The 26,607-nt window shown below is 71.7% G+C and carries 26 protein-coding genes; 15 read left to right on the plus strand and 11 right to left on the minus strand.

The annotated features are described in order from the left end of the window. The first annotated feature begins 11 nt into the window (after positions 1 to 11). On the plus strand, positions 12 to 1,001 hold the full coding sequence (locus ACIBG7_RS31050; protein ID WP_357919864.1) for a polyprenyl synthetase family protein: 990 nt from the start codon (positions 12 to 14) through the stop codon (positions 999 to 1,001). Here ACIBG7_RS31050 and rarD read toward each other — a convergent pair. Further along, entirely contained in the window at positions 977 to 1,927 is a 951-nt protein-coding gene (gene rarD / locus ACIBG7_RS31055; RefSeq protein WP_357919866.1) for an EamA family transporter RarD, read from the minus strand. The genes ACIBG7_RS31050 and rarD overlap by 25 nt on opposite strands. Before the next feature lie 100 nt (positions 1,928 to 2,027). Between rarD and msrA the strand changes: the two genes are divergently transcribed. Both msrA and ACIBG7_RS31065 read left to right on the plus strand, forming a co-directional pair. Then, on the plus strand, positions 2,028 to 2,690 hold the full coding sequence (msrA, locus tag ACIBG7_RS31060) for a peptide-methionine (S)-S-oxide reductase MsrA (RefSeq protein WP_397338487.1): 663 nt from the start codon (positions 2,028 to 2,030) through the stop codon (positions 2,688 to 2,690). Next, positions 2,687 to 3,001, plus strand: a complete 315-nt coding sequence (locus tag ACIBG7_RS31065; RefSeq protein ID WP_397338488.1) for a hypothetical protein — start codon at positions 2,687 to 2,689, stop codon at positions 2,999 to 3,001. The genes msrA and ACIBG7_RS31065 overlap by 4 nt, the downstream gene beginning before the upstream one ends. A gap of 1,067 nt (positions 3,002 to 4,068) precedes the next feature. On the opposite strand, the gene ACIBG7_RS31070 is transcribed toward ACIBG7_RS31065, so the two are convergent. Then, positions 4,069 to 4,905, minus strand: a complete 837-nt coding sequence (locus ACIBG7_RS31070; RefSeq protein ID WP_397338489.1) for a DUF2382 domain-containing protein — start codon at positions 4,903 to 4,905, stop codon at positions 4,069 to 4,071. A 192-nt stretch (positions 4,906 to 5,097) separates the two neighbouring features. Here ACIBG7_RS31070 and ACIBG7_RS31075 point away from each other — a divergent pair, with 192 nt between their 5' ends. The 7 genes from ACIBG7_RS31075 to ACIBG7_RS31105 all read left to right on the plus strand — a co-directional run bounded on the left by ACIBG7_RS31075 (position 5,098) and on the right by ACIBG7_RS31105 (position 15,304). Continuing rightward, entirely contained in the window at positions 5,098 to 6,507 is a 1,410-nt protein-coding gene (locus tag ACIBG7_RS31075; RefSeq protein WP_397338490.1) for a serine hydrolase, read from the plus strand. A gap of 75 nt (positions 6,508 to 6,582) precedes the next feature. After that, positions 6,583 to 8,562: a dipeptide ABC transporter ATP-binding protein gene (locus ACIBG7_RS31080; protein ID WP_397338491.1), complete on the plus strand. Its 1,980-nt coding sequence runs from the start codon at positions 6,583 to 6,585 to the stop codon at positions 8,560 to 8,562. Continuing rightward, positions 8,559 to 9,509, plus strand: coding sequence for an ABC transporter permease (locus tag ACIBG7_RS31085; RefSeq protein WP_397338492.1), 951 nt, complete (start codon positions 8,559 to 8,561; stop codon positions 9,507 to 9,509). The genes ACIBG7_RS31080 and ACIBG7_RS31085 overlap by 4 nt, the downstream gene beginning before the upstream one ends. Further along, positions 9,506 to 10,354 (plus strand): ABC transporter permease, encoded by an 849-nt coding sequence (locus ACIBG7_RS31090; protein WP_397338493.1) that lies wholly within the window; start codon positions 9,506 to 9,508, stop codon positions 10,352 to 10,354. Before ACIBG7_RS31085 ends, ACIBG7_RS31090 begins: the two co-directional genes overlap by 4 nt. Further along, the gene (locus tag ACIBG7_RS31095) at positions 10,351 to 12,204 is read left to right on the plus strand and encodes an ABC transporter substrate-binding protein (protein ID WP_397338494.1); all 1,854 of its coding nucleotides are present in this window, start codon (positions 10,351 to 10,353) and stop codon (positions 12,202 to 12,204) included. Before ACIBG7_RS31090 ends, ACIBG7_RS31095 begins: the two co-directional genes overlap by 4 nt. Further along, positions 12,186 to 13,295 (plus strand): erythromycin esterase family protein, encoded by a 1,110-nt coding sequence (locus tag ACIBG7_RS31100; RefSeq protein WP_397338495.1) that lies wholly within the window; start codon positions 12,186 to 12,188, stop codon positions 13,293 to 13,295. Before ACIBG7_RS31095 ends, ACIBG7_RS31100 begins: the two co-directional genes overlap by 19 nt. Continuing rightward, positions 13,292 to 15,304 (plus strand): prolyl oligopeptidase family serine peptidase, encoded by a 2,013-nt coding sequence (locus ACIBG7_RS31105; RefSeq protein ID WP_397338497.1) that lies wholly within the window; start codon positions 13,292 to 13,294, stop codon positions 15,302 to 15,304. The genes ACIBG7_RS31100 and ACIBG7_RS31105 overlap by 4 nt, the downstream gene beginning before the upstream one ends. Here the strand turns inward: ACIBG7_RS31105 and ACIBG7_RS31110 are convergent. The 7 genes from ACIBG7_RS31110 to ACIBG7_RS31140 form a co-directional block, all read right to left on the minus strand. Continuing rightward, a complete protein-coding gene (locus ACIBG7_RS31110; protein WP_357919910.1) occupies positions 15,282 to 16,943 on the minus strand; it encodes a helix-turn-helix domain-containing protein in 1,662 nt (553 codons plus the stop codon). The genes ACIBG7_RS31105 and ACIBG7_RS31110 overlap by 23 nt on opposite strands. 139 nt (positions 16,944 to 17,082) lie before the next feature. Beyond that, a complete protein-coding gene (gene menC, locus ACIBG7_RS31115; RefSeq protein WP_397338499.1) occupies positions 17,083 to 18,192 on the minus strand; it encodes an o-succinylbenzoate synthase in 1,110 nt (369 codons plus the stop codon). Then, positions 18,189 to 19,097 carry a GNAT family N-acetyltransferase gene (locus tag ACIBG7_RS31120; protein ID WP_357919916.1) on the minus strand — a complete coding sequence of 303 codons (909 nt, stop codon included), beginning with the start codon at positions 19,095 to 19,097 and terminating at the stop codon, positions 18,189 to 18,191. The genes menC and ACIBG7_RS31120 overlap by 4 nt, the downstream gene beginning before the upstream one ends. 13 nt (positions 19,098 to 19,110) lie before the next feature. Next, the gene (locus ACIBG7_RS31125; RefSeq protein WP_397338500.1) at positions 19,111 to 20,331 is read right to left on the minus strand and encodes a M20/M25/M40 family metallo-hydrolase; all 1,221 of its coding nucleotides are present in this window, start codon (positions 20,329 to 20,331) and stop codon (positions 19,111 to 19,113) included. A gap of 91 nt (positions 20,332 to 20,422) precedes the next feature. Beyond that, positions 20,423 to 20,902 (minus strand): GNAT family N-acetyltransferase, encoded by a 480-nt coding sequence (locus tag ACIBG7_RS31130; RefSeq protein ID WP_357919922.1) that lies wholly within the window; start codon positions 20,900 to 20,902, stop codon positions 20,423 to 20,425. 53 nt (positions 20,903 to 20,955) lie between these two features. Continuing rightward, positions 20,956 to 21,714 carry a maleylpyruvate isomerase family mycothiol-dependent enzyme gene (locus tag ACIBG7_RS31135; protein ID WP_397338501.1) on the minus strand — a complete coding sequence of 253 codons (759 nt, stop codon included), beginning with the start codon at positions 21,712 to 21,714 and terminating at the stop codon, positions 20,956 to 20,958. Between the two features lie 142 nt (positions 21,715 to 21,856). Further along, positions 21,857 to 22,219, minus strand: a complete 363-nt coding sequence (locus ACIBG7_RS31140) for a signal peptidase I (RefSeq protein ID WP_357919928.1) — start codon at positions 22,217 to 22,219, stop codon at positions 21,857 to 21,859. Positions 22,220 to 22,259: 40 nt separating this feature from the next. On the opposite strand from ACIBG7_RS31140, the gene ACIBG7_RS31145 reads away from it, so the two are divergent. From ACIBG7_RS31145 to ACIBG7_RS31155, 3 genes are read left to right on the plus strand one after another with little or no spacing between them, the layout of a single operon-like run. Further along, positions 22,260 to 22,616: an MmcQ/YjbR family DNA-binding protein gene (locus ACIBG7_RS31145; protein ID WP_357919931.1), complete on the plus strand. Its 357-nt coding sequence runs from the start codon at positions 22,260 to 22,262 to the stop codon at positions 22,614 to 22,616. Between the two features lie 52 nt (positions 22,617 to 22,668). Continuing rightward, a complete protein-coding gene (locus ACIBG7_RS31150) occupies positions 22,669 to 23,805 on the plus strand; it encodes a phosphotransferase (protein WP_397338502.1) in 1,137 nt (378 codons plus the stop codon). Positions 23,806 to 23,845: 40 nt separating this feature from the next. Further along, positions 23,846 to 24,334, plus strand: a complete 489-nt coding sequence (locus tag ACIBG7_RS31155) for a GNAT family protein (protein WP_357919936.1) — start codon at positions 23,846 to 23,848, stop codon at positions 24,332 to 24,334. Positions 24,335 to 24,345: 11 nt separating this feature from the next. Here ACIBG7_RS31155 and ACIBG7_RS31160 read toward each other — a convergent pair whose 3' ends face one another. Both ACIBG7_RS31160 and ACIBG7_RS31165 read right to left on the minus strand, forming a co-directional pair. Beyond that, positions 24,346 to 24,636, minus strand: coding sequence for a barstar family protein (locus ACIBG7_RS31160; RefSeq protein ID WP_357919939.1), 291 nt, complete (start codon positions 24,634 to 24,636; stop codon positions 24,346 to 24,348). Continuing rightward, the gene (locus tag ACIBG7_RS31165) at positions 24,633 to 25,001 is read right to left on the minus strand and encodes a ribonuclease domain-containing protein (protein ID WP_357919942.1); all 369 of its coding nucleotides are present in this window, start codon (positions 24,999 to 25,001) and stop codon (positions 24,633 to 24,635) included. The genes ACIBG7_RS31160 and ACIBG7_RS31165 overlap by 4 nt, the downstream gene beginning before the upstream one ends. A gap of 108 nt (positions 25,002 to 25,109) precedes the next feature. Between ACIBG7_RS31165 and ACIBG7_RS31170 the strand changes: the two genes are divergently transcribed. Beyond that, positions 25,110 to 26,015, plus strand: coding sequence for an EamA family transporter (locus tag ACIBG7_RS31170; RefSeq protein ID WP_357919945.1), 906 nt, complete (start codon positions 25,110 to 25,112; stop codon positions 26,013 to 26,015). Further along, a complete protein-coding gene (locus ACIBG7_RS31175) occupies positions 25,999 to 26,580 on the plus strand; it encodes a GntR family transcriptional regulator (protein ID WP_397338503.1) in 582 nt (193 codons plus the stop codon). Before ACIBG7_RS31170 ends, ACIBG7_RS31175 begins: the two co-directional genes overlap by 17 nt. Positions 26,581 to 26,607 lie beyond the last annotated feature (27 nt).

Raw genomic sequence — 26,607 nt, forward strand, 5'->3', positions numbered from 1 at the left:
TGGGGGATTAGATGGCTGCGCCACCCGTTGTTGACCTTCCGATCGTCGACGAGAGGTTGGCGCAGGATCTGGCCACCGGGATGGCCTCGGTCGAGAAGCTGCTCCGTTCGTCCGTCGAGACGGAGGACGCCTTCGTCACCGAGGCCTCCAAGCACCTCATCGAGGCCGGCGGCAAGCGGTTCCGCACCATGATGGTGCTGCTCGCCGCCCAGTTCGGTGACCCGTCGGCGCCGGGGATCGTGCCCGGCGCCGTGGTCATCGAGCTGACCCACCTCGGTTCGCTCTACCACGACGACGTCATGGACGAGGCGCTCGTGCGCCGGGGCTCGGAGTCGGCGAACTCGCGTTACGGCAACACCGTCGCCATCCTCACCGGCGACTACCTCTTCGCCCAGGCCTCCGACATCCTGGCCGATCTGGGCCCCGAGCTCATCCGCATCCAGGCGCAGACCTTCTCCCGCCTGGTTCAGGGCCAGATCCGCGAGACCATCGGGCCGCGGCCCGGTGAAGACCGCATCGCGCACCACATCCGCGTTCTGGCCGACAAGACCGGCTCCCTGATCGCGGCCTCCGGCCGCTTCGGCGCCCTGCTGTCCGGGGCCTCCTCCGAGATCGAGGACCGCATCAGCCGGGCCTGCGAGGCCATCGGCGTCGCCTGGCAGCTCGGGGACGACCTGCTCGACGTGGCGTCCACGTCGACCGAGTCGGGCAAGACCCCGGGCACCGACCTGCGGGAGGGCATCCAGACCCTGCCGATGCTCTACGCGCTGCGCTCCGGGGAGTCCGCCCGGCTGTCCGAGCTGCTGGCCGGGCCGGTCGCCGAGGAGGACCTCGACGAGGCGCTCGACCTGCTGCGCTCGTCCGAGGGCATGCGGCAGGCCCGTGCCGACCTGCACGCCTGGGTCGACCGGGCTCGGGGCGACCTGGCCACCCTGCCGGACATCCCGGCTCGCGCCGCCTTCCTGGCCCTGTGCGACTACGTGGTGGAACGCTCGGGCTGACCGGCCTCCCGCGTCGCCGCCGCGGCGAGGACGGCCTGGCGGGCCTTCTCGTTGCGGTGGGCCTCCCGCAGGGAGTCGTAGGTGAAGACGGCCAGGGCTGCCCAGACGATGGCGAACCCGATCCAGCGGCTGGGCGGCATGGTCTCCTTGGCGATCAGCACGCCGCACAGGAACTGCAGGACCGGCGCGATGTACTGGAGCAGCCCGATCGTGCTGAGCGGGACCCGGATCGCGGCCGAGGTGAAGCACAGCAGCGGCACCGCGGTGATCAGTCCGGCCCCCGCCAGCAGCAGGGCGTGGCCGGGCGTGGTGTGGCCGAAGGTGGCCGTGCCGTTGGCCTCCAGGTAGACCAGGTAGGCGAGCGCGGGCGCGAGGAGCACGAGGGTCTCCACGGTGAGGCTCTCGGCCGCGCCCACGTTCGCCTTCTTCTTCACCAGGCCGTAGAGGCCGAAGCTGAAGGCCAGGGTGAGCGCGATCCAGGGCAGCCTGCCGTACCCGAGCGCGAGCACCACGACGGCCAGCGTCCCGAACCCGACCGCGACCCACTGCAGGGTGCGCAGGCGTTCCTTGAGTACGGCGACGCCGAACAGCACGCTGACCAGCGGGTTGATGAAGTAGCCGAGGGCGCTCTCGACCACCTGGCCGCTGTTGACGGCGAAGATGTAGGTGCCCCAGTTGAGCGACACGAGCACCGCGGCGAGGGCGAGCAGCCCCATCGTCCTGGGCTGCTTGACCAGGACGCGGAACCACGACCAGTGCCGGCGGATCGCCAGGATCGCTACGACGGCGACCAGGGACCACGCCATGCGGTGGGCCAGGATCTCGACCGGCTCGGACGGCTTCAGCAGGGGCCAGTACAGCGGGAAGAGGCCCCACATGGCGTAGGCGGCCACCCCATAGAGCACACCACGGCGAGAGTCAGGCATGTAGTCAATTTTTGCGCCTTACGTGCTTAAATACAAATAAGTCTTGGTATGCGGACACTTAAGCGCAGCTTCAGTGTGGGGTTGACGTAGGCTGGACGGTATGGGCTGGCTTTTCGGTACGCACAAGACCTCGATGGTCGCTCCTTCCGACGCGCTTCCCGGGCGGGACATCCCCATCCCCGTCCCCGCGCGCCACGCTGTCCTCGACGCTCCGCTGGCACCGCCGTACCCCGACGGGCTGGAGATCGCCGACTTCGGCCTGGGCTGTTTCTGGGGCGCCGAACGCAAGTTCTGGCAGACGCCGGGCGTCGTCACCACCGCGGTGGGCTATCAGGGCGGCTACACCGCCAACCCCACCTACGAAGAGGTCTGCAGCGGCCTCACCGGCCACACCGAGGCCGTCCGCGTCGTCTTCGACCCGGCCAAGGTGTCGTACGAGGAGCTCCTGCGCGTCTTCTGGGAGGCCCACGACCCCACCCAGGGCATGCGCCAGGGCAACGACGTCGGCACCCAGTACCGCTCGGCGATCTACTACCACTCACCCGAGCAGGAGAAGTCCGCTCTGGCCTCCCGTGACGCCTACCAGGCTGTGCTCAAGGGGGCGGGGTATGGGGAGATCACCACGGAGATCGCGCCGGCGGGGCCGTTCTTCTATGCCGAGGAGTATCACCAGCAGTACTTGTACAAGAACCCCGGCGGCTACTGCGGGATCGGGGGGACCGGGGTCGCTTGCCCCGTGGGCGTCGCGCCTGCTGGTGAGTGAACAAGACGGTCTTCGACGAGGTCTGTGTGCTCTGGGCGGAGCACATGGGCGTGCCGTTCCCCGACGACCTGCGCGGCGTGGACATCTACGAGCAGCCGGTCGCGTATCTGGACTTCTGCATGGCAGGCCCTCTGGCCGGCTATGTCGGAAGCCAGAGAGGCGTGTTGGACGCTGATCAGCTTCGAGTTGTGAAGGAGTCCGCTCGTGATTTGCGGGCGCTCCTTCCGCGCCTACGACGTCGCGAAGGCCGAACGTACGTCGCCCGGTTGGTCCGAATCGGCGAGCTGGTCATCAGCGATGCCCCAGGATAGTTCTGGCCGCAAGTAGTTGCGGCGACAATCTTCACTACAAGGTCAAGAGCGTGCCGCCTGCGGCGGCCCGCCGCTCCTCGGGCCGTCGCAGGCCGCGCTGAGGCCTGAGGGCCGGTCGCGGCCAGCACCGCCCACGCGGAGAGATGAGCGTGCATCTTGGCTGTGCGGGCAACATGCGAACGACTATGGGCGTTCATCCGTCGTGTCAATCTGATCACCCAGCATCTGTTCTCTCCAGCTCTCGATGACGGGGCGAGCTGGTGTTGTTCTCCGTCTGGGAGCCAGCCCGCCCGAGGGCGGCGGGACTGCTGACGTGGTGGCAGAGGCGCATGCCTGCGTGGGCGTTCTACAGGACGGCTTTCCTTGTGGACGACCGTCCATCTGTGCCGTTCCGCCGTCTCCCGGTTGAGGCGGTGCTGGTCCTGCACCCCGTGCTCATCCCGCCTGATATTGCGGAAATGCGAGCGTAAGAGACGGGCGGACAATGGACCTATAACCCTTCTCACGTGAGTTGGTGCGGAGAGTCGAGTTCCACGCGCTAGCAGTACTTGTACAAGAACCCCGGCCGGTCGGGCTGACGTCCAGCGACTGACCGGTTTAGGCGCACCTCAGCGAGCTGAGGGTTCGGGCTGGCATTCCTCGGACTCCAGGCTCTTGCGGAGGCCCTCCAGGGTGCGGCTGCAGACGACGTTGGAAAGGCCGTTCTGCTGAGGAAGGGGGATCCGGCGGAGCGCATACCAACCGCCTCCGGCCGCATCCATGATCTCCCAATCTGGGAAGGCGGCCATGATCTCTCGCTGGGTCGGCGGCATAGTGCTTCATTCGTAGTGAAGGCCGAGAGCGGATGCATGGCGTGGACAGAAAGCTGACCGTCATCCAGGGGGCGTGGGCGGATGGGGAGGCCGTCTCCGTGGTAGATCAGGGCGGGTGCGCGGCCCCATCGGTCGTCCTCAATCCGGGCGACGTGTAGGAAGACGGTGGGTTCCTCGGCGGGAGGATCCAACCTATCTCGGACGTGACTGCACGCCCGGGCGGGCCGGGCGTGCAGTTGGGGCCCTCCCGATCGATCAGGAGGAGCGCGGGTCGATGTCGTCGTCCGAGGTGTCGAGGGCGCCGTCGGTCTCCAGGCGCTCCTTGCGCACCTGGCCCGAGACGGTTTCCTGCTCGGTGACGTTCTCCTTCACCAGGCGGACCCGTTCGACGGGGACGGCCTCGGTGTCGACGACGGGGCGTTCGGCGTGCAGGGTCACCTCGCGCTCGGCTTCGGTGAAGTCGACGTCGCCGCGGGCGCCGTCGGCGATGGGCTCACGCTCGACGCGCACCTCTTCGTGGGTGACGGGAACGGTGACCTGCTGCTGCTCGGTGACGACGTACTTGCGCAGGCGGACCCGGCCGGTCTCGTAGCTCTCGGTGCCGACGCGCAGGCGCTCCTCGGACAGGGTCAGGTCGCCGGTGTCGTCGGTGGTGGAGCCCTGCGTCGGGATGGAGGCCGCGGCGGCGGCGGTGCCGCGGCGGGACATGTCCACGCCGTCGCGGCCGCCCTGGCCGGGGATGCCGGTCCGGCCGGTCGTGCTGGTGCCGGTGCCGGAGTTGACGCCGTAGTAGCGGTAGAGCTCGCGCTCCTCCTCTGCGGACAGGTGCTGGCCACCGGCGGCGTCCACGCGCGGCGCGTCCTTGATGCGCGACTTGTCGAAGTCGACCTGCACCCGGTCCTCGACCCGGGTGGCGGCGCTCAGTGGCACGAAGGACTCGTGCATGCCGAACCAGCCGGTCTTGACGGTCATCCACTCCGGGCGCCCGGATTCGTCGTCGAGGTAGAGATTCTGTACCTCGCCGACCCGGTCACCGTTGGCGTCGTAGACCGTCATACCGATCAGGTTGTCGATCTGCGTGTGGCTAATCACGGTTATCCCCCCTTGGTCACCTGCACAGATGCCCGCCGTGGCCGGGAGGTATCGCGAGATACCCAATGCATGACCAAACCTGAACTTCGAGCTACAGACCGGCGGAAAACATGGACCGGGGCTGGTCTACGTCACGAATACCTCGGGTGCGGCTGGTCGGAGCGGACGAACGGGCATGTTCCGCCCAGTTCTATGCTCGACCGGAAAATCCGGGGCTCAGGGGCGCCGGACGACCTGGGAGGGGTGCGGGTGGCGGCGCTGGGCGAGGTTGGCGAGTGGCTGAAGCGGCGGTTGCCGGAGTTGCTGGGCGAGCATGACGTGCCCGGGGCGGTGGTGGCGATCGGCATCGGGGACGAGGTGGTGGAGGCCGCGGCCGGGTTGCTGAGCCGTACCACCGGGGTGGGGGTGACGACGGACTCGATCTTCCAGATCGGGTCGGTCACCAAGGTGCTGACGGCGACGCTGGTGATGCAGTTCGTCGACGAGGGCAAGGTCGAGCTGGACGCCCCGGCGGGCCGGTACGTGCCGGAGTTCGGGCGGGAGGGCACCGTCCGGCAGTTGTTGTGCCACGTCGCGGGGTTCGAGGGGGACATCTTCACCGACACCGGCAAGGGGGACGACTGCCTGGCGAAGTTCGTGGCGTTGCTGGACGAGGTGCCGCAGGTGTTCGGGCCGGGGGAGATGTTCTCCTACAACAACGCGGGGTTCTGCGTGCTCGGGCGGCTGGTGGAGAGCGTGCGGGGCCGGCCGTTCGACGAGTGCCTGCGGGAGCACCTGTTCGGGCCGCTGGGGATGACGCACGCGGCGAACGATCCCTACGAGGCGGTGCTGCATCGGGTGGCGGTGGGGCACATCGCGGGGGAGCCGACGCCGGTGTGGGCGCTGGCGAGGTCGAACGCGCCGGCGGGGTCGATGCTGGCGATGCGGGCGCGGGATCTGCTGGCGTTCGGGCGGATGCATCTGGCGGGTGGCGTCGCGGCTGACGGCGCTCGGGTTCTGAGCCGGGCCGGGGTCGAGGCGATGCGGGAGGTTCAGGTCCGGCAGCCGGATCTCTGGCAGGGGGAGGCCTGGGGGCTGGGCTGGGAGCTGTTCGAGAGCAGCGCCGACAGGGCGGTGTTCGGGCATGACGGGAACACCATCGGGCAGTCGGCGTTCCTGCGGGTGGTGCCTGAGCTGGATCTGGTGCTGGTGGTGCTCACCAATGGCGGCTCACCTAAGCTGATATTTCGGGAAATATTCGGGCGGTTCCATGACCTTCCCGAAGCCCCGGTTCCAGACCCCCAGGCCCGGCCGACCAGACCCGAGCGCTACGCAGGGGTGTATGAGTCGAGCACCGGTCGCACCACCGTCAGCGTGGACGGGGAGGGACGGGTGTGGCTGGACCGCGTCCCGCTGGGCGTGACCGCCGAGCTGGACGAGGTGCCCTACCGCTCCGAGCTGGTCGCCTGGCGTGGTGACTCGCTGATCCCGCTGGAGCCGGAGGGCGGCGCCCACGCGCCGGTCGCCTTCCTGGGCGACGACGGCGAGGGCCGCGCGCTCTACCTGCACACCGGCCGAGCCGACCGGCGATCAGTTCGTCCGCACGGACAAGCGCGGGACTGAAGGTTCGATGGACGCGACGAACACCACCAGACCATCCCATCCCAATATCGTCGGGTGGATTTGGAACGTACTGCCGTGAGCACCGACCGTGTGCTGACGATCCGCGACCTGTCGGTCGAGATCCGCCGCGGGGACCGGGTCGTCCGTCCGGTCTCGGACGTCAACCTGGTCCTGAACCGCGGCGAGACGCTCGGCATCGTCGGTGAGACCGGGTCCGGCAAGTCCATGACCGGCCTGGCGATCATGGGCATGCTGCCTCCGGGCGGCCGGGTGACCGGCGGTTCGATCCACTTCCGCGACCGCGAGCTCGTCGGCCTGCCGGCCGCGCAGTACCGGGGCGTCCGCGGCAACGAGATCGCGATGATCTTCCAGGACTCGATGACCGCCCTGAACCCCACCCGGCGCATCGGCGACCAGGTCGCCGAGCCGGTCCGGCTGCACCGGGGCGAGTCGAGGCGGGCCGCCCGCGCCCGCGCGGAGGAGATGCTCGCCCTGGTCGGGCTGCCGCGCCCGGCCGAGCGCCTGGACGACTACCCGCACCAGCTCTCCGGCGGCATGCGGCAGCGCGTGATGATCGCCATGGCGCTGGTCTGCGAGCCGAGCGTGGTCATCGCCGACGAGCCGACCACGGCCCTGGATGTCACGATCCAAGCCGAGATCCTGGAGCTGCTCGACGACCTCCGGTCTCGGCTGGGCATGTCGATGATCCTGGTCACGCATGACATGGGGGTGATCGCCCGGCATGCGGATCGGGTCGGGGTGATGTACGGCGGGCGGCTGGCCGAGACGGGGCCGACGGCCGCGCTCTTCGACCGCACGCGGCACCGCTACACGCACGCGTTGCTCGCCTCGATCCCGTCGCTCACCCAGGACCGGGGCGAGGAGCTCTTCAGCATCCCCGGAGCGCCGCCGGACCTGACGGTGGCGCAGGCCGGGTGCCCGTTCGCGGCGCGTTGCGAGGCGGCGACCGAGCAGTGCCGGACCGAGCAGCCCCCGCTCACCGTGGCCGAGGACGGGCACGCGCACGCGTGCTGGCACCCCGCCTCGGGGCCCACCGTGCGGGCCCGCTCGTCCTTCCCCGTCCCCGCAGCGAAGACCGAGGACGCCGCGCCGCGGTTGCGGGTGGTCGACCTCGTCCGGGAGTACCCGGCCGGTGGGCGCCGCACGGTCAAGGCGGTGTCCGGGGTCAGCTTCGAGGTGGCGCCCGGCGAGACCTTCGGGCTGGTGGGGGAGTCGGGCTGCGGCAAGTCCTCGCTGGGCCGGATGCTCGTCGCCCTCGACCGGCCGACCTCCGGCCAGGTGGTCTTCGACGGCGAACCCGTCACGCCGGGCACGAAGCGGCTCCGCCGTACCGACCTGCAGATGATGTTCCAGGACTCCAACGCCTCGCTCGACCCGCGGATGCGGATCGGCACGATCCTGCGCGAGCCGCTCGCGATCCAGGGGATCGGCAACCGCGCGCAGCGCACCGAGCGCGCCCACGAGCTGCTGGCGGACGTGGGCCTGCCGGCCGCGGTCCTGGACCGCTACCCCTACGAGCTGTCCGGCGGCCAGCGCCAGCGCGTCGGCCTGGCCCGGGCGCTCGCCCTGAACCCGACGGTGCTGGTCGCCGACGAGCCGGTCAGCGCGCTGGACGTCTCCATCCGCTCGCAGGTCCTCAACCTGATGCGCCGGCTGCAGATCGAGCGCGGCCTGAGCAGCGTGGTGATCTCGCACGACCTCGCCGTCGTCAGGTACCTCGCCGACCGCGTCGGCGTCATGTACCTGGGCAAGCTGGTCGAGACCGGCAGCACCGACGAGGTGTACGGCGCCGCCGCCCACCCCTACACTGCCGGCCTCCTGGCCGCCATCCCCCAAGCCGGTACGGCAGGCGCCGCCAGGGTGCGAGGCGAGCTGCCCAGCCCCATCGACCCGCCCAGCGGCTGCCGCTTCCGCACCCGCTGCGCCCTGGCGACCGAGCTGTGCGCCCAGGTGGAACCCCCGATGAAGCCGCTCGCCGGCACTCACCAGGTCGCCTGCCACCACCCCCTGCGCCGAGAGGACTCGCTCGCATGACCTGGTACGTCCTCCGGCGGCTGGCGATCTCGCTGCTCGTCCTGCTCGGCATCACCGCGGTCGTCTTCCTGCTGCTGCACCTGGTGTCGGAGAGCCCGGGCCGCGTGGTGCTGGGCCAGCGCGCCTCGCCCGAGGCGATCGCCGCCTTCAACCACGAGCACGGCTTCGACCGGCCCGTGGTCGTGCAGTACGTCAGCTACCTGGGCCAGCTCTTCCAGGGCGACCTCGGCCGCTCCTACAAGCTGAACGAGAACGTCGCCACGCTGCTCCAGCAGAACGCCGGCCGCAGCGCGATGCTGTCGCTGGCCGGCCTGGTGGTCGCGCTGGTGATCGCGGTCCCGCTGGGCATCCTGCAGGCGGTCAAGCGCAACAGCGTCGTGGACCGGGTCGCGACCGCGGTGTCGTACGTGCTCTACGCGACGCCGTCGTTCCTGCTCGGGCTGATCCTCATCGCGGTCTTCAGCCAGACGGTGCCGATCTTCCCGGCGGAGGCGTCGCAGTCGCACTCGCCCTGGGTGGTCTTCACCGACCCGCAGGCGATGGCGCTGCCGGTCATCACGCTGGCCATCACCAGCGTCGCGATCTTCGCGCAGTACCAGCGCTCGGCCGCGCTGGACCAGCTCGGCCAGGACTACATCCGGGTCGCGCGCGCCAAGGGCCTGCCGGAACGGCTGATCCTCACCCGCCACCTGCTGCGCAACGCCTGCCTGCCGCTGATCATGCTGGTCGGCACGCTCATCCCGACGCTGCTGGCCGGCAACCTGATCGTCGAGTCCCTGTTCAACTATCCCGGCCTGGGCCTGCTCTTCCTCAACAGCCTGCAGCGCGAGGACTATCCGGTGCTCCTGGCCTACACCCTCATCGGCGGCGTCCTGACCGTGGCCGGCAACTTCCTCGCCGACGTCATGGTCGCGGCCGCCGACCGCCGAATCGAGCTGAACACATGAGGTCCTCCCTGCGGCAGCACCCGCTCGGCGTCGCCGGCGGCCTGCTCCTGGCGCTGATCGTCGCCTTCTGCTTCCTCGGCCCGCTGCTCTACCAGACCAACCAGACCGACGTGGACCTGGTCAACGCGGCCTTGCCGCCGGGCGAGGGCTTCCCGCTCGGCACCGACACCAACGGGTTCGACGTGCTGGGCCGGTTGATGGCCGGCGGCCAGGTCTCGTTGCAGATCGGCCTGATGGCCGCGCTGTTCGCGACCACGATCGGCACCCTCTACGGGGCGATCGCCGGGCTGGCCGGGGGCGTGGTGGACGGGTTCATGATGCGGCTGGTCGACATCATGCTGTCGATCCCGTTCCTGTTCTTCGTGCTCATCCTGTCGGCCCGCTTCCACGCCGACGCGGTGTCGCTGAGCCTGGTCATCGGCGGCTTCTCCTGGCTGGTCTCGGCCCGGCTGGTGCGCGGCGAGGTGCTCACCCTGCGGGTGCGGGAGTTCGTGCTGGCGGCGAAGGTGATGGGCGCCTCCCGGCGCCGGATCATCCTCACCCACCTGATCCCGAACGCGCTCGGCGTGATCATCGTCAACATCACCTTCCAGGTCGCCGACGCCATCCTCGTCGTCGCCGCCCTGGGCTTCCTGGGCTTCGGCCTGACCTTCCCGAGCGCCGACTGGGGCAGCCAGCTCGCCAGCGGCGTCACCTACATCTCCGCCGACTACTGGTGGCTGATCTATCCCGCGGGCGCCTGCATCATCCTCACCGTGCTGGCGCTCAACCTGCTCGCCGACGCCCTCCGGGACGCCATCGGGCGGCCGACCCACTCCACTTCATCCGCAGGGAGCCTGTCATGACCCGAATGCCGCGCCGATCGGTGGCGCTGGCCGCCGCGGTCGCCGTGCTCGCCACCGCGTGCAGCGCCGGCGGGGGTGCGCCCAAGCCGAAGCAGATCGCGACCGGCTACACCGCCACGCCGCAGCAGACCGGGGCGCCCAAGGACGGCGGCACGATCACCGTGGCGCTGACCCCCGGGCTGAGCCCGAACTACATCTACCCCTACCCGCCCGCCGCCGCCAACGGCACGGTGATCGGGCGCGGGCAGATGTGGCGCTCCCTCTACCGGCCGAGCGGCGAGGGCGACCAGGTGGCCGACGCGGAGCTCAGCCTGGCCGAGCCGCCGGCCTTCAGCCCGGACCGCAAGACCGTGACCATCAAGATGAAGGACTACAAGTGGTCCACCGGCACCCCGGTCACCGCCGATGACGTCGTCTTCTCCCTGGCGCTGCTGAAGGCCGCGCTCAAGGAGAGCCCGGCCAACTGGAGCTTCTACACCCCCGGCCAGTTCCCCGACGGCGTCAGCGCCGAGGCCACCGCCCCGGACACGCTCACCCTGAAGCTGGAGACGGCCTACAACCCGTCCTACCTGCTGTCGATGCTCACGCTGCTCTACGTCATGCCTTCGGCCGAGTGGAACATCGCCGAGACCGGCGGCGAGCACCTCGACTTCAAGGACCCGAAGAACGCCAAGGCGATCTACAAGTACCTCACCGAGCAGTCGGCCGAGCAGTCCACCTTCGCCACCAACCCGCTCTGGCAGGTGGTCAACGGCCCGTACAAGCTCAAGAGCTTCGACCCGACGACCGGCTCGTTCTCGCTGGTGCCCAACGAGAACTACAGCGGACCCGGCGACTCGCGCCTGGACCAGGTCGACTTCAAGGCCTTCACCTCCGCGGCGGCGGTGCTCAACCAGTTCAAGGCCGGGACGCTGACCGTCGGCACGCTCGACTCCAGCTACGTCACGCAGATCGACGAGCTCAAGGCCAAGGGCTACAGCGTGTACGGTGCCCCGGCCCCGGCCCGGTTCGACGCGCTGACCATCAACTTCGCCAACACCGTCGACAACTTCGACAAGGTCATCGCCCAGCCGTACGTCCGCCAGGCCCTGCAGCGGCTGATCGACCAGAACGGCTACATCGCCAGCCGCGGCATCTACAACGGCGCGGGCTCGCCCAACTACAGCACCGCCGGCAGCGGCTCGCCGTACCCGCCGGCTTTCGGCGACACCCCGCCCTACCCCTACGACCCCGCCGCCGCCGAGAAGCTGCTGACCGGCAACGGCTGGAAGGTCGTGCCGAACGGCGTCACCACCTGCGAGAACCCCGGGACCGGAGCCGGGCAGTGCGGCGCGGGCATCGAGAAGGGGCAGAAGATCAGCTTCACCCTGGCCTCGGCGAACACCCCCGCCTACGTCGGCGCCCGGGACGTCGCGTTCTCCTCGGCGGCCAAGAAGCTCGGCATCGAGGTCAAGATCGTGACCAAGGCGCTGAACTACATGTACGCCAACTACGGCAACACCTTCGCCCCCGCCACCAAGAACGAGTGGGCGATGCAGGACTTCGGCCCGCTCTACCTGGCCGCGGGCTACCCGAGCAGCAACACCGTATTCAACGCCGACGGCAGCTTCAACCTGGGCAGCTACCGCAACGCCGAGGTGGACAAGCTGATCAACGAGTCGACCTTCGGCGCGGACGAGAAGACGTTGTCGGCCGAGGTGACGCGGCTGGCCGAGGACCTGCCGGTGCTCTTCTTCCCCACCCCGCACACGCTGGTCGTGGTGAAGGACACCCTGTCGGGGCCGCAGTCGTCGTTCAACGCCCTGCTCAGCTACCTCTACAGCCCCGAGCAATGGTACTTCCACAGCTAGCCCGCGACCTGGCCGGCGGCGCCCGCGTGGTGGCCGTCGGCGAGGGCGCGCACAACGTCACCGAGTTCTACGAGCTCCGGCTGGAGCTGCTGCGCACGCTCGTCGAGGAGTACGGCTTCACCGCGTTCGTGATGGAGTCGGGCTTCCCCGAGGGGCTGGCCGTGGACGCCTGGGTGCGCGGCGGGCCCGGCGAGGTCGAGACGGTGGCCCGCGAGGGCATCACCTACCGTTTCGGCGAGTGCGAGCCGATGTGGCGGCACCTGAGCTGGATGCGGCAGGCGCAGGTCGGCTTCTACGGCATGGACCTGCCGGGCTCGTCCACCTCGCCCGGCCCGGCGGTCCGCGCGATCCTCGCCCGGATGCCGGGCGACGAGGAGCTGCTGCGGCTCAGCGACCTGGGCGGGCGCACCGAGGCGGCGGTCCGCTTCGCGGCCCTGCCGCCCGGCGAGCGGGCCGGGCTGCTGGACGCGCTGCGCGAGCTGGCCGGGCGCGCGGCCGCCCACCCGGACGGGATCGTACGGCGGTGCGCCGCCTCGCTGGACGCCTTCGTGGCCGAGGCCGAGTTCGACCCCGAGGCGGCCGGGCCGTACCCGAGGGAGCGGTTCATGGCCGAGACCGTGCGCTGGATCCTGGAGCGCGAGGAGCGCGTCGTGGTGAGCGCGCACAACTCGCACGTCCGGCGCACGCCCTTCCTGGGCCGGCCGACCCTGGGCGGCCTGCTGGCCGAGACGCTCGGCGACGAGCTGGCCGTCGTCGGCATGACCTACGGCTCGGGGCCCGAGGTGCGCTTCACCCAGCGCTCGCCGCGCCCCTTCGACTGCGACGTCTCGCTCGGCGCCCGCACGCCGAGGCCGGACAGCATCGAGGCGCGGCTCGACCGCCTCGGCGCGCCGGTGTCCGCGGTCGACCTGCGCACCGCGCCCGCCGAGCTGTTCGACGGCGTGGCCGGCACCCTCGCCTCGGGCGGGCTCGACCCGGTCGACGACTTCCCCGCGGCCTTCGACGCGCTCGTGCACGTCCGCGAGGCCACCCGCGTTCCCGGAGCGTTCGAGCGGCTCCGGGCGGAACTCGCCGGATCGGAGCCGACGTGACCCTGCTCTACCCGCCCGCCCGCACGGTCGAGGTCTTCGAGGAGGTCGCCGGCGTCCGCGCCGCCGACCCCTACCGGTGGCTGGAGGACGAGAGCCCGGAGGTGCACCGCTGGCAGCGGCGGCAGGCCGAGCTGGCCGTCTCCGTCATCTACGAGGGCCAGGACCCGGAGGCCTTCCGCGACCTGATCCGCGCCTACGACGCCGGTTCGCGGCCGGCGCTGCCGAAGCACGCCGCGAGCCGCTGGTTCCGGGTGGCCGGGGCCTCGGTCGTGGTCGCCGACGAGCCGTTCGGTGATGGCCGCCCGCTCCTGGACACCGGAGGCGCCTACGTCTCCTGGCTGGCGCCCAGCCCGGACGGCCGGGTGCTGGCGCTCGGCCTGTGCACCGACGGCAGCGAGCACAACACCATCCGCCTGGTCGACGTCGCCACCGGCGACCCGCTCCCCGGCGCGCCCGAGCAGGTCCTGCACAGCGCGTGGGCCGGAGGCGTCTCGTGGCTGCCGGACGGCAGCGGCTTCACCTTCTTCGCGCTCACCGGCACGCCGGAGGAGTTCCGGCAGGCGGTCTTCACCCACCGGCTCGGCGGCCCGACCAAGCTGGAGGAGATCCCGGTGCCGGCCGGCTCGCGCGAGTACACGCTGGTCCAGATGACGCCCGGCAGCCGGTGGGCCGTGGCGGCGCACCGCGTGGGCAGCCCGATCCCGGTGGCCGTGCGCGACCTGTCCGAGGCGGGCGCGCCCTGGCGGCCCTTCGTCACCGATTGCGCCGGGACCGTCGCCGGGCACGTGATCGGCGATCACTACGTCGCGGTGACCGACGTGGGCGCGGCCCGCGGGCGGGTGGTCGCGATCCCGCTGGACGCGGCCGACCCCGGCGATCCCGGCCAGTGGATCGAGCTCGTCCCGGAGGGCGAGACGGTGTTGCGCTCGCTCACGCCGGTGGGCGAGCACCTCTACCTGAGCGAGTTCGACCGGACCTTCGCGCGGGTCCGGATCCTCGACCGGGCCGGCGCGGTGGTCGGCGAGGTGCCGTTGCCGGGGCGGGGCGCGCTGGCCGCGCCGTTCTTCGCGCTCACCGGGCTGGCCGTCGGGGCGCCGGTGGCCGACTTCGTCTTCGCCTTCTCCACGCTGACCAGCTCGTGGGGGGTCTACCGGCATCGGCCGGGCGGGGAGCTGGAGACGCTGGCCGCCCCGGCGGTCACGCTCGACGCCGACGTGGTGGAGGGGCAGGCGCTCGCGCCGGACGGGGTCGCTGTGCCGTACCACGTGGTGGGACGGACCGGCGGCGGGCCGGCGCCGGTGCTGATCTCCGCGTACGGCGCGGCCAACGTGCCGCTGCTACCGCAGTACCAGCCCGACCTGGCCGCGTTCGTCGCCGCCGGCGGCGTGCTGGTGCAGGCCTACCTGCGCGGCGGCGGCGAGTTCGGCCGGGACTGGTACCTGGCCGCGCACCGCGAGCGCAAGGGCGTGCGCGACTCCGACCTCGTCGCGGTCGCCGAGCACCTCATCGCCGAAGGGGTGACGACCCCGGCCCGGCTCGCGCTGACCGGAGGCTCCGACGGCGGCCTGATGTGCGGCGTCGCGCTCACCCGGCGGCCGGAGCTGTGGCGGGCCGTGCTGCCCCGGGCGCCCCTGCTGGACCTCATCGGAGGCACCCGCGACCCCTACCTCGACTTCGTGATCCGCAAGGCGTGGGCCGACCCGGACGACCCGGACGAGGTACGCCGCCTGCTGGGGCTCTCGCCGTACCAGCTCGTCCGGCCGGGTGTCTTCCCCGCGGTCTACCTGCAGGCCGGGGCGGCCGACCCGCGGTGCCGGCCGTGGCACGCGCGCAAGTTCGCCGCGCGGCTGCAGGCGGCCCAGCAGGGGGAGGCGCCGATCCTGGTGCACGTCTTCGAGAACGCCGGGCACGGCGCGGCGACCGGGCCCGACGTGGCGGTGGCGCAGGACGCGGAGTGGCTGGCGTTCCTGGCGAAGACCCTCGGGCTCACGCCTCCGGCTCGGACCTGAGGGACATCAGCCGAAGCTGCAGCATCGCCGACAGCCGCGCGTTCGGGTCGCCGAGGTCGAGCCGCCCGACCTCGGCGGCGCGGCGCAGCCGGTACCGGAAGGTGTTGGGGTGCACGTACATCGACGCCGAGGCTACCGCCACGTCGCCGAAGGCGTCGAGCCAGGTGCGCAACGTCTCGATGAGGCTGGTCTGGTGCTCCCGGTCGTAGGCGACGATCCGCGCGACCGCCCCGCTGGGGATGTCGCCGCGCGGGACGAGGTCGCCGAGCTCGATCAGCAGCGCCTCGACGTGCACGTCGTCCAGGCGGGCCACCTGCTGCGGCGCGACACCCGAACGCAGCACGCGCAGGGCCCGCTCGGCGCCCGAGCGGGACCGGGCGAGCGCGGAGCTGTCCCTGGCCAGCCGTCCGACGCCGACCAGCGGCCGGAGCCGCGAGCCGACCCGGGTCAGGAACTCCTCGGCCACCACGACCGCGCGCTCCTCGGCGTCCTGCCGGTTCTGGGCCGGGAGGATGCCGTAGGCGACGTCGCCGATCAGCGCCGCGGCGGCCCGGGGGTGCACGGCCGACAGGTGCATGCCGAAGGCGTCGGCCAGCCGCTTGCGCTCGGTGGCGAGCTGCGCGGGCAGCGGGTTCTCCGCGCCCGAGCCGACCACGGTGAGGGCGAGCACGACCGCGGGCTCGTCCTTCAGCCCCAGCCGGCGCACCGCCTCCAGCGAGCCGGGCCCGCTCTCCAGCGCGGTGCTCAGCAGCTCGGCGCGTAGCCGCCGCTCCATGTCCTCGTCGGCGCGCTGCCACACCATGTGCATCGCGACCAGCTTGGACGCCTCGTAGAGCGCCTCGCTGCGCTCGTCGCTGAGCGGCTCGGGGACGACGACCCAGATCGTGCCGAGGATCTCGTCCCCGGCGCGTACGGCGATGGCCGCCCGGGGCAGCTCGGGCGGCAACGTCGGGTCCACCGGCTCGGGCAGCGGTGCGACGTAGACCGGCCGGTCGCTGCGGTAGATCGCCTGGAAGACGCCGCGCTCCTCCAGGATGCGGGTGTAGTGCTCGGGCACCTGGCGGCCCAGGATCGTCTGGACGCGGGACGGGTCGGCCTCCTCCTGGCGGCTGGAGAAGGCCAGCAGGCGCGAGTTGCGGTCCTCGATGGTGACCGGCGCGTCGAGCAGCGCGGCGATGGCGTTGGCCACCGCGAACAGGTCGCCGGAGCGGATCCGGCCCACGGTGTGCGCGTCCGGGTCGTGCAGGCCGCTGTCGGCGGTCAGCGAGCGCAACATCCCCGACAGGTGCGTCCACGACGCGCCACGCGCGAAGGCCAGGACGGTCACCCCGGCCTCGCGGGCGGCGGCGGCCAGCCGCTCGTCGGGGGCGACCGGGGCGCGGACCACCAGCCCGACGGCGCCGCGCCGGCCGAGCTGGGTCACCACCCGGACCAGCTCGTCGGGGTCGTGCAGGCCGACGCCCAGGACCACCGCGCGGGGCGGCAGCTCCGGCTCGTCGAGCGGGTCGTGGATGACGACGCCGCCGATGTCACCGGCGCGCTCGACATCGCCACACACCACATCGAGGAGCGTGGAGCCGAGTTCCTCCAGGACACGGGCCAGACCGGCACGCGGGAGGCTGGTCACCGGGACAAGCACAGGCCCGAAGCTAGCGCGGCCCGGACCTGTCGTCGTTCGTTGTGCATGACGAAATGATGCTACCCGCTTCGTCCGGCGGGACCAGGTCAGGGAGGGGGCTTCCGGCGGGACCAGGTCAGGGTCGTCCGGCGGGACCTGGTCAGGGGAGGGGCAGCCAGGCGGTGGCCGTGGTGACCTCGTCCAGGACCTCGGCGATGGGGGAGACGCCGAGCCCGGGACCTGTCGGCACCGCGAGATGACCGTCCTCCAGCCGGAACGGCGGGGTCAGGTCGGTCCGGTAGTAGCGGTCGGAGGCCGAGGTGTCGCCGGGCAGGGTGAAACCGGGCAGCGCGGCGAGCGCGACGTTGGCCGCCCGGCCCAGCCCGGTCTCCAGCATGCCGCCGCACCAGACCGGCACGTCGTGCGCCGCGCAGACGTCGTGGATGCGCTTGGCCTCCAGGTACCCGCCCACCCGGCCCGGCTTGATGTTGACCACCTGGCAGGCGCCCATCGCGATCGCGTCGGCGGCGGCGCGGGCCGAGACGATCGACTCGTCCAGGCAGATCGGCGTGCTGAGCTGCCGGGCCAGTTCGGCGTGCCCGAGCAGGTCGTCCTCGGCCAGCGGCTGCTCCAGCAGCAGCAGGCCGAACGGGTCGAGACCGGCCAGGTGCCGGGCGTCGGCGCGGCTGTAGGCGGTGTTGGCGTCGACCTGGAGCGGGATGTCGCCGAAGCGCTCGCGGACCGCGCGGACCGGCTCGATGTCCCAGCCGGGCTCGATCTTCAGCTTGATCCGCCGGTAGCCGTCGCCCAGGTAGCCGCCGACGGTGTCGAGCAGTTCGGGGAGGGTGCCGGTGATCCCCACCGACACCCCGCAGGGCACCCGGTCCCGGACCGCGCCGAGCGCCTGGCCGAAGCTGACGCCCCTGGCCCGCAGTCCGGCGTCCAGCACGGCGGTCTCCAGGGCGGCCTTCGCCATCCGGTGGCCCTTGAACTCCGCCAGCGCCGGGGCCACCTGGTGGGCCTCCAGCCCGCCGGCCACGCCGGCCAGGGCGGGGACCAGGTGGCGGGTCAGCACGTCGGCTGCGGCGTGGGTGTACTCCGCCGAGTACAGCGGCGCGGTGCCCGCGCCGCACTCGCCCCAGCCTTCGGCCTCGTCCGTCACCGCGCGGACCACCAGGGCCTCGCGTACGGTCTCCGTGCCGAACGAGGTGCGGAAGGGGGTGACCAGGGGGACCTGGATGGTGCGGAGCTCTACTCCGGTCAGCTTCACTGCGACATCTCCCTGCCTGCCGGGCTGTGGTCATTTCGATTCGTTGGGTCTCGGTCCACGACGTACCAGCCGGTGCGGTCGAAGCCGCGCACGCGGGCGCCCTCGGCGAGCAGCCCGCCCAGCACCTCCCGCAGCGCCGTACGCCACTCGGCGGCGCAGCCGGGGTCGGTCTCCCGCATGGCCTCGATGTCGGCCGGCACCCCCACGAGCACCGTGCGCTCGTCGGCCCGGGCCACCACCGGCCCGCCGCCGGCCGCCACCCGCAACGCCGCCGCGGCCTGCACCGAGACCGCCTTGGGCCGCCCCGCGCACGCGGCCACCGCCTCCGGGGTCTCCAGCCGCCACCGGATCAGGACCCGGTCGGTGTCGTCGCTCCGGTTGATGTCGTCGTCCATCGGCCCGTAGAAGTTCGGCAGGTACTCCGCCGGCTCGGCGGCCAGCTTGGCGAGGTTGAAGTAGGCGTTGCGCCGGATCAGCGGGTCGTAGGTCCAGCTCACCTCGCCCACCCCGCGCGACATCGCCCACGCCCGCTGGTGCAGCTTCAGCGCGAACCCGACGTTCCGCCCCTGCATCCGGGCCAGCACCCCGGCGATGTGACTGTGCAGCGCCTCCCGAGCGGGCGGGGAGAAGAAGCCGAAGCAGGCGCCAACCAGCTCGCCCCCGTCGAACGCGCCGCTCACGTAGCTGCCCGCCTTGGCCATCGCCACCAGCAGGTCGGCGGTCACCGGCGGGTTGTTCGCGCCGGTGCGCCAGATGTGCTCGTACAGGCGGCGGACGGCCTCCAGCTCGGCGACGCTGTCCAGCGGGCGGATGTCCACGCCCCCGGCGCGCGCGGCTGCCTCGGCCGCGGCGTAGGCCGCCTCGACGGGGCCTGACTCGCGGCGGTCGCGGATGAGATCGGTCACGGCGGTCATGGTTTCAGCCGCTCCAGCCCTGTAGATGGTCGACGCGCACCGCTCCGGCCACCCCGGTTCGTCCATCCGAACAACCCGCCCTGTCCTCTCCCGCCAGCCCGGCCGGTTCGGCTCCGCTGGCTGGCTCGCTGGGCCGTCCCGCGCGCTCTTCCGGCTGTGTGGCCGCCCGGGCGTCGGTCAGCAGGTCGGTGACCAGGGCCGCGAGCAGCCGGGCTCGCCTGGGCAGTTCGGCCACCAGCACGTGCTCGTCCTCCGCGTGCGCTCCGCCGCCGACCGCGCCCAGCCCGTCGAGCGTGGGCGTGCCCACCCCGGCGGTGAAGTTCCCGTCCGAGGCCCCGCCGACGGCGACCTCGGCCAGCGGCCCGACCCCGAGCCGATCGGCCAGCCGGCTCGCCCGCTCGAACAACTCCCGCGACGCCGCCCCGGCCAGCGGCGGCCGATTCGGGCCACCCCGCACCTCGGCCCCCGGCAGCCCGGTCATCGCAGCGTGCACCCGGTCCTGCTCGGCCTGGTCCCACACCCGCGCGTCCACCTCGAACCGCGCCCCGCCCGGCCCGGCCTCCATCCGGGTCGGCGTCACCGTCGTCCCCGCCGCCGCGTCCCCCAGCCCGGCCACCGCCACCACCAGCCGCGCCAGCTCCACCGCCGCACCCGGCGAGTCCGGCACGATCACCTCGTACCGCGACACCCCCTTGCGTGCCGTCTTCAACGCCCCGCCAGGGCCGGCCGCCTCCAGCACCAGCGCCGCCGTACACCCCCGGGCCTCGTCCTCGATCAACCCCCGCGACGTCGCCGACCCCGGCTCCTCGTCCCCGGTGACCAGCACCGTCACCCCGTCGAGACCGCTCAGCCCGGCCAGCGCGTGGAACGCCACGACCAGCCCGGCCTTCATGTCGAAGCACCCCGGCCCGCGCAGGACCCCGTCCCGCACCTCGAACGGCCGCCTGGCCAGCGTCCCCACCGGCCACACCGTGTCGTGGTGTCCCAGGAGCAGCACCCGCGGCTCGCCCCCGAACCGCCACCGCAGATGGGTGCACCCGTCGATCACGATCCGCTCCGGCTCACCCCCGAGCCACCGCGCGCCGACCTCCGCGACCACCTCCGCGCTCCGCGCCACCGCCCCGAGATCCTCGGACGGCGACTCGCAGCCGACCAGCCGCGCCACATCCCTGACCATCGTGTACGGCAGGCCGGCCCGGCCCCCGTGTCCCCCTGGTTCGCGCACCGCCCCAGCATCGCGAACCACCCAGGCCCCGGACCTGTCCTCCCGGCCAACATCCCCACACCCCGTTGGGCCACCCCGATGAACGCCCCGCTCAGCCCGCGTGACGGACCATGTAGACGTCGATCTCGTCCTCCGACTCGACGGTGAAGCCGTGGCGTTCGTACAGGCGGAGGGCGGCGCTGCCCTGCAAGACGTTCAGCCGGACCGGGACGCCCTCGGCGTCCATCCCGAGCAGCAGCGTGCGCAACACGACCGTGCCCAGACCGCGGCCCTGGAGGTCGGGGTCGAGGTAGAAGTGCTCCAGCCAGCACCCGTCCTCCTCCGGCCGGACGGTGACACAACCGGCGAAGGAGTCGTCCACCTCGATGACCGAGGTGTGCTCGGCCGAGAAGGTGTCCCGGAGCCGCTGCCGCACCCGGTGCTCGTCGAACCGGCCCAGCCGTTCGAGGTCGTCGCGGAGCACGATCGCCCGGAGTTCGGCGATCTCCTCCACGTCCTCGTGCCGCGCCGGTCGCAACCGCCACTGCAACACCCGGTTCGCTTGACCGTTTCGTGCCTCATTCTTGTCCACGGCTTGCAGTATCCCAGCGCCTGCCGTACCGGGTGATGTCGTGCCGGACGGGGTTACTGGGTGGCGGCGGTCCGGAGGGCCTGGAACTGCTTGAGCAGGACGGTGTCGCCGGAGGTCTGGACCGCGGCGTCGTCCGTACGGTTCCAGAGCCACAGCAGCAGCGGCTGGGGCTCCCCGGTCACGCGGGCGTCGCTCGGGGTCGCGGGGTCGGCGTCGGCCACCTCGACGCGGCCCTCGACCGCGGTCACCACCCAGCCGCGGCCACCCGCCGTCACGAGCACCGGACGCTCGTCCGGGGCGTGGAGCAGCGAGCCGAACTCGTCCTGCCACACGGTGCTCCCGTAGCCGACGAACAGCTTGAGGATCTCGTCGATGCCGTCGAGCGCGAGGTCGTCGGGGATCGGCGAGAGCGGCCGCCCGGCGACGAGCTCGGCGTCGACGCGGTGGATGACGGTCTCCTGGGCCATGCGGCGGATCCAGAAGCTCACCGTCTGGTCGGGCTCGTGCCAGGTGGCCGCCGGGTCGGTGGGGGCATGCGCGGCGAACTCCTCGCTGAGCCGGGCGTGGGTGCGCTCCAGGGTGCCCAGCGGGTCCGCCTCGTCCAGGACGCCCTCGGGCCACTCCTCGGGGAAGGCCTGGAGGCGGATGCACTCGGCCTTGTGCAGGTAGACCTTGGCCACGTGCTCGGTCAGGTCGTTCGCGGTCCAGTCGGGGCAGGACGGCACGCGCGCCGCCGGGTCGGCGGCGGTGACGGCGGCCCGCAGGCGGTCGTAGTCGTCGTTCAGGCAGGTGAGCAGCCGGGATGAGTCCATATCCCGAGATCCAAGCAGGTGAACACCAGTTCGCGAAACCCACCCACGGCCACCAGGTGGGTGGCGGGGGTCCGTCCGGTAGGGCGGACGGCGGAGCCGGGTGGTTGGTCAGTCTTTCTGTACGGCGCGGCCGGGTGGCTGGTCAGTCTTTCTGTACGGCGTAGCCGGGGATCGAGGGCCAGCGGACCGTGACGAGCACCGAGTCCTCCTCGGCCACCCACGAGTGATCCACCCCCCGCCCCCACACCACGTAGTCCCCCGGCGAGTCCAGCAGCACGCTCCGATCCGTGAACTCCACCCGGAACCGCCCGCTGACCAGCAACAGCAACGCCGTCCTGGTCTCGTTCACCGCCCACTCGCCCCGCTTGTCCCCACGCGCGTGCACCCCCCACTTGACCTCGACATCCGTGCTGTGCCGGGCGTCGCCCTCCGGTTTGAAGTGGCCGAGCAGCCAGCCGCTGTCCGCCGCCCCGTCGAGGTGCGCGTTGCCCACGTAGACCGTCATGCCGTCGATTCTGTCGGAGGCGTCTGGTTTCATCGGCGGCATGGGTGTGAGCGTCGATGAGTTCCTGGAGATCTTGGAGCGGCTGCCTGAGGTCAAGCAGGGCGATGGGGGCGAGTGGGTCTCGCTGAAGGTGCGGGGCAAGGGCTTCGGCTACCTGTGGGAGAAGACGCGCACGGTCGGGTTGAAGGCGACGATCGAGGAGCAGCAGGCTCTGGTCAACGAGCGGCCGCACGTGTTCGAGGAGCAGTTCACCGCCGGGCGGTTCGGGTGGGTCGTGGTGCGGCTCGACGGGATCGAGGCGGACGAGCTGGAGGAGCTGGTGGACGAGGCCTGGTGCCTGACCGCGCCCAAGCAACTCGTGGACGCCCACGAGGCCGCGCGGGCGGCCGGGCGCTGAAGCTGTAGATATTTGAGTGCTTCGTCCCGGTTTGTGGCGTAGGTTCGCCGGAATGAGCGCGGAGTACGGGGAAGTCTTCCAGCGGTTCGGGATCGAGCCGCAGGAGTCGATATACGCCTACTCGCCGGTCTTCCGGGGCGAGGTCGGTGGTCGTCAGGTTGCGGTGAAGCGCACCCACTCCGGTGCGGCCATGGTGCGGTGGCTTCACTCGCTCGCCGCCCGTGGCGTGCCCGTGGTCACCCCGGTGGCCGGGCCTGTGCGGATCGGGGCGTGGGACTGGGTCGCGTACCCGTGGATCGACGGCCGCCTCTACAACGGCACCCCAGCCGACGCCGCAGCGGCCGGTGCGTTGCTCGGCCGCATCCACACCATCCCACCGCACGGGGCCGGGGTCGAGGAGGGGGCCGGAGAAGGGGACGGGGCCGGGGTCGAGGAGGAGGCCGGAGAAGGGGACGGGGCCGGGGTTGAGGAGGAGGCCAGAGAAGGGGACGGGGCCGGGGTTGAGGAGGGGGCCGGAGAAGGGGACGGGGCGGGGGTCGGGAAGGCGGCCGGGGACCGAGACGGGGATCCCGGCGGGAGCGGTCTGCCGGCCTTCTCCTGGCCTGACCATGACCAGGCGTCGATCGACGAGGACGTTATGGGGCTGTCCACCGTCCTGCGAGCACACCGTCCGGACCTTCACGCCGAGGTCATGGGGCGGCTGGAGCCGCTTCTGCGGTCGTTCATGACCACCACCCTCCCCGCGATCCGGGACGCCGACCTGCCGGTGGTGGACGCGTGCCTCGACTTCAAGGCGGTCAACCTCGTCTACCCCCAGGACACCCCCACCGCGCCCAGGGGACCGGTGTTGGTGGATCCGGACAACGGGGAGCGGGTCCCGAGGCTGCTGGATCTCGCCCTGGCGGTGCTGCTGTTCCACAACGACCTGCCAGGGGAGCCGGCCGGGTTGTTCGATGCCGAGCAGTGGCAGGCGTTCCGGGAGGCCTACCTGGCCGAGGTGGAGCTCACCGAGGAGGAGCGACGGCTGTGGCCGACCGCCCTGCAGTACATGCTCCTGGAGTGGGGCGTCTGGACGGTGATCAACGGGGACGAGGCGGGAGACTGGGTGCACCCCCGGCACGCCGAGTTCCTGACCGCCCTGGTGACGGTGGACGTGACGGGCTTCCCGCTAAATGGGGAAATGGCGTGAACTGTTGGGTGTTGGGCTAGACCGCAAGGAAGGGAAGCCAGTGGGGATCGAGCTGCGAGCCTGGCGGGACGAGGACGCGCCGGCGGTGCTGCGGGCGTTCCAGGAGCCTGACATGCGGCGGCAGACGTCACTGCCGATCGTGTCGTTGCAGGACGCCGTCGGGTGGGTGACCGCGATGCGGGAGGTGCAGCACGCGTTCGCGGTGACGCTCGACGGGGCGGTGGTCGGGAACGTGGCGGTGACCAACATCGACCGGCACGACAACGGGTGGGTGTCGTACTGGACGACCGCCGAGGTGCGGGGGAAGGGGGTCGCCACGCAGGCGACCCTGCTGGTGGCGGAGTGGGCGTTCCGTGAGCGGGGGCTCTACCGGCTGGAGCTCGGGCATCGGACCAACAACCCGGCCTCGTGCCGGGTGGCTGTGCGGGCGGGGTTCCGGGCCGAGGGGATCGAGCGGGGGAAGCTCTGCTACGACGGGGTCCGGTATGACGTGGAACGGCACGCGCGCCTGGCCGACGACGTGATCTGAAGCCCGGTCGGCTAGGGCCGGAAGACGATCGACAGACGGGGGCCGCCGAAGGTGCCGGTGGCGACCGCGTCGGTGAGGGCGGAGGCGAGTTTGGAGTAGCCCTCCGGGTCGAGCTGGGCCAGCCGCCCAGGAGCGTTCCAGACCAGGACATAGTCCCCGTCGGGCAGCCATTCGAGGTCGGTCAGGCAGTCGTACAGGCTGTCCAGCGTCCCCCCGAAGTAGTCCGGGAAGGACAACTGCCGCGCGATGGCGGCGATCACCTCGGCGGTGCTGTCGCCGGTGATCAGGTGCTTGGTGCTCATCTCGTCACATCCACCGACACGAAGCTCCGATAGTGGTCCGAGGTGTAGTAGACCTCGGACGAGCGCCCGGTGACGAGGCGGCGGGCGCCGCGGTCGGATCTGCCGGGAGTCGGGACGGTGTACTCGCGGTAGTACCCGCGGGAGCGGGTCGGCAGCAGGCGTTCGCGGTTCTCGAAGGTCACGCCGTCCTTGCGATAGGGGAAGGGTCCGCCCTGCTGAATCAGGCGCCAGGTCTCGGCGGCCTGGGCGGGGAGGGAGGAGAGCGGCTTCACCGGGAGGCCGGTTCGAGGCACGGTCCCGGCCCCGCAGCCGCCGAGGAACACGAAGATCGCTAGAAGGGCTGTCAGGAGTCCCCGGGTTCTCACGACGCCTGCCGTACCCGGGAAGAGTCGGGACGAACCTCCGCATGCCGTACCGGACGATCTCTGCGAGCCACTGGACGAATGTTGTCTGGTTGTCAGACAATCTCACCCATGCGAAACGGTGCGATGGCTGTCGTGGGTGCGGCCGTGTTGTGGGGTACGGCGGGGACGGCCGGGTTGCTGACGTCGGCCGACCCGATCTCGGTCGCCGCGGCACGGCTGGTCATCGGTGGTGTGGCCCTGGCGGTCGTGGCACGGGCGGGACTGCGCAGAGCGGTGTCGCCGGGGCTGGTGCTGGCGGCGCTGGCGGTGGCGGCGTACCAGTTGTGCTTCTTCGCCGCGGTCAGCCGCACCGGCGTGGCGATCGGGACGGTGGTCGCGATCGGCAGCGGCCCGGTGTTCACCGGCCTGCTGAGCTGGGTCCTGCACGGCAAGGCGCCCACCCGCAGGTGGGCGGGCGCGACGGCGGCGGCGATCGCCGGATGTGCGGCCCTGATCGTGGGCGCCGGCCCGGCCGAGGGCGACGCGCGGGCCGCGGGCGGGGAGGTCGCGCTCGGCGTCGGGCTGGCGCTGCTCGGCGGCCTGCTGTACGCCTTCTACGCGGTGACCGCCGCCCGGCACATCGAGGCGGGCCAGAGCTCGAACGCGGTGATGGGCGTGCTGTTCGGCGGCGCGGCGGTGGCGATGGTGCCGGTCCTGCTGTGGACGGGGCCCGGCTGGCTGGCCGAGCCGACGAGCCTGCTGGCCGCGCTCTACCTGGGCCTGGGGACGACGGCGCTGGCCTACTTCCTGTACGGCAGGGGCCTCAGGAGCACCCCGGTGGCCACCGCCGCGACGCTGGCGCTGGCCGAACCGGCGGTGGCGGCGCTGCTCGGCCTGGTCGTGCTGCACGAGACGCTGACGCCGCTGTCCGTGGGCGGACTGTTGCTCCTGGGCGCTAGCCTCGTGGCGGTAGCCGTACCTGAAAGGAAGCAGCCCCTTGCTGAAGCCGGTGTCGGCGGTGGACGCCCTCGTTGACGCACTGCGCAAAAGGGTGCTGTCAGGCGAGATCGAACCGGGCGCGCCCCTGCCCGAGCAGGAGATCTCCGCCCTGTACGGCGTAGCCCGCCCCACGGTCCGCGAGGCGCTCGCCGCGCTGGTCCACGAGGGCATCCTGCGCCGCGAGCGCAACCGCAGCGCGTACGTCCCGGTGATCACGGCCCAGGACCTCGACGACCTCATGCTGGTCCGCCGCCCCCTGGAGGACCTGATGGCGCAGCGGCTGGCCGGCCGCCGGGTCCCCGCGGCGGAGGCCGCGCTGGAGCGTATGGCGAGAAAGGCCGCCGGCCCGTGGTCGGAGCTCGTCGCCGAGCACATGGCCCTGCACGAGGCACTGATCGAGGCGGTCGGCAGCCCGCGCCTCGAACGGCTGTACGCGGTGCTCGCCGCCGAGACGCGGCTGGGCCTGGTCAGGCTGCGTGAGACGTACGAGGACCGCGATCTGCTCGTCGTCGAGCACCACGCGCTGCTCGACGCGATAGCCGCTGGTGACGGCCGTGCCGCCGTGGCCGAGCACCTCAGCCATTCCTGGGGTGCCGCGTAGCCCTTGCGGGATGTGCGTAGTTGTCGC

Source organism: Nonomuraea sp. NPDC050328 (assembly GCF_044459405.1).
Classification (GTDB): domain Bacteria; phylum Actinomycetota; class Actinomycetes; order Streptosporangiales; family Streptosporangiaceae; genus Nonomuraea.